1 protein-coding gene is annotated in these 2262 nt (G+C 77.3%); it reads left to right on the top strand.

Going from position 1 to position 2262, the window contains the following annotated elements:
* Positions 1-596: 596 nt before the first annotated feature.
* A partial coding sequence (locus ACWEVO_RS35265) for a S8 family peptidase (RefSeq protein WP_452311740.1) occupies positions 597-2262 on the top strand: 1666 nt, incomplete at its 3' end.

Genomic DNA, 2262 nt, shown 5'->3' with positions numbered 1-2262 from the left:
CACCGGGTCCCGGCCACGACCGGGGACCGGTACGGGGTGAGCGGTCCCGCCGGTCGGCGGCACGGCTCCCCGGTGCGGGCCGGCGCCGGGGCCGACGGCACCGTCCAGCGGACGGTCACGGAGCGTGCGGGCTGCGCTGAGGTGGAGTCCGGGCGGGGCGGTGAGGCCCGTGTCCGCCCGGACGCGCGGTCCGACGGTCGTGGGCCTGACCAGGGGGTGGTCGGGACCACGACGGTCGGGGTGCCGGGAGGGTCGTGGCCGGCCGCGGCGGGCGGACCGGCCAGCCGGATCCGGCCGGGTTTCGACCCCGGACCGGAGGTCAGGTCGGCGGGCCGCCGTCGGAGGAAACGGTGGCCCGCCAGCTGAGCGGCGCGACTCGTCCCGGCACCCCGATCAGCAACCACCGCATCCGGCGCGCCGTCGTCCGGCGGCCGTACCCCGGACATCCGGTGGTCCGGCCGCTGTCGTCCCGTGTCCACCTGGCGACATGTCGTCGGTAGGGCGGGTCCCAACCGGTGACCAAGCGATGATCTTCGGCGCAGACTCCGGACGGCCGATCTCCACGAGAGCGGCCCTGGAGTAGAGGAGCGCATCGCATGCACCGGTCCCCACGCTGGCTCGCCGCCGGCGCGGTCGGCGCGCTGCTGGTCGGGCTCGCCGCACCGGCGTCCGCCGACCCGCCCGCCCCGCCCGCCGGCCCGAGCCCGGCCACCTTCGTCGCGGACACCGCACCCACCCGGATCACCCTGATCACCGGCGACCGGGTGGAGCTGGTCCAGGCCGCGCCCGGCCGGGTCGCCGCCACGGTCCACCCCGGCCCCGGCCGTGAGCGGATCATCTTCCAGACCGTGCGCGCCGACGACGGGCTGCGGGTGCTGCCCAGCGACGTCGTCCCGTACCTGGCCGCCGGGGTGCTCGACCCGGACCTGTTCGACGTGCAGGAGCTCGTCGCCGACGGGTACGGCGACGCCGACCGGGGCGCGCTGCCGCTGATCGTGCGCTACCAGGCGCCGGCCGCCGGGCGGGTGCGGCCGCTGGCGGGGGCCACCGCCGCCCGGCCGCTGGCGAGCATCAACGGCGCCGCGCTGCGGGTCGGCAAGGACGACCTCGGTGGCTTGTGGACGGCCCTGCGCGGGACCCCCGCGGCGCGTACCGCCGGTGCGACGGCCCGGTTCGGCGCCGGTGTGGACCGGGTCTGGCTGGACGGGCGGGTCCACGTGGCGTTGGAGCACAGCGTGCCGCAGATCGGCGCGCCGGCGGCCTGGGCGGCCGGCCGGGACGGCGCCGGCGTCGAGGTCGCGGTGCTCGACACCGGCGTCGACGCGGGCCACCCCGACCTGGCCGGTCGGGTCGCCGAGGCGCGGGACTTCACCGGCGGCGGCAGCGCCCGGGACGGGCACGGTCACGGCACGCACGTGGCCGCCACCATCGCCGGCAGCGGCGCGGCCAGTGACGGGCTGCGCAAGGGGGTCGCGCCGGGCGCGCGGCTGCTGGTCGGGAAGGTGCTCGACGACTCCGGCGCCGGCTACGACTCGTCGATCATCGCCGGCATGGAGTGGGCCGCCCACTCCGGCGCGAAGGTGGTCAGCATGAGCCTCGGTGGCCCGCCGACCGACGGCACCGACCCGATGAGCCAGGCCGTGGACGACCTCACCGCCGAGACGGGCGCGCTCTTCGTGGTCGCCGCCGGCAACGAGGGGGCGGCCAGCACCGTCGGCACCCCGGGCGCGGCCACCACGGCGCTCACCGTGGGCGCCGTCGACCGCGACGACAACCTCGCGCCGTTCTCCAGCCGGGGCCCGCGGCTGGGCGACAACGGCGTGAAGCCGGAGATCACCGCGCCGGGCGTCGGCATCGTCGCCGCGCGGGCCGCCGGCACCGGCATGGGTACGCCGGTGGACGACCTGTACACCCGGGCGTCGGGGACCTCGATGGCCACCCCGCACGTCGCCGGCGCGGCCGCGATCCTCGCCCAGGAACACCCCGACTGGACCGCCGGGAAACTCAAGGACGCGCTGGTCAGCACCGCGAAGCTCACCGCCGGGGCGACCGTCTTCGAGCAGGGCGCGGGCCGGGTCGACGTGGCCCGGGCGTTGACCCAGCGGGTGTACGGCTCGGCCACCGCCGACTTCGGCCGGCTGGCCACCGGCGGCGCGGCGGCGGAGCGGAGCGTGACGTACACCAACACCACGGCGACCCTAGCAGAGGGCGAGAGAGCAGCCGCTCCAGCCTACGCAGGGGGGGCAATGACCGTCAAACAAC

The organism is Micromonospora sp. NPDC003776 (assembly GCF_053605645.1).
This window is presented reverse-complemented; position numbering and strand designations above follow the sequence as displayed.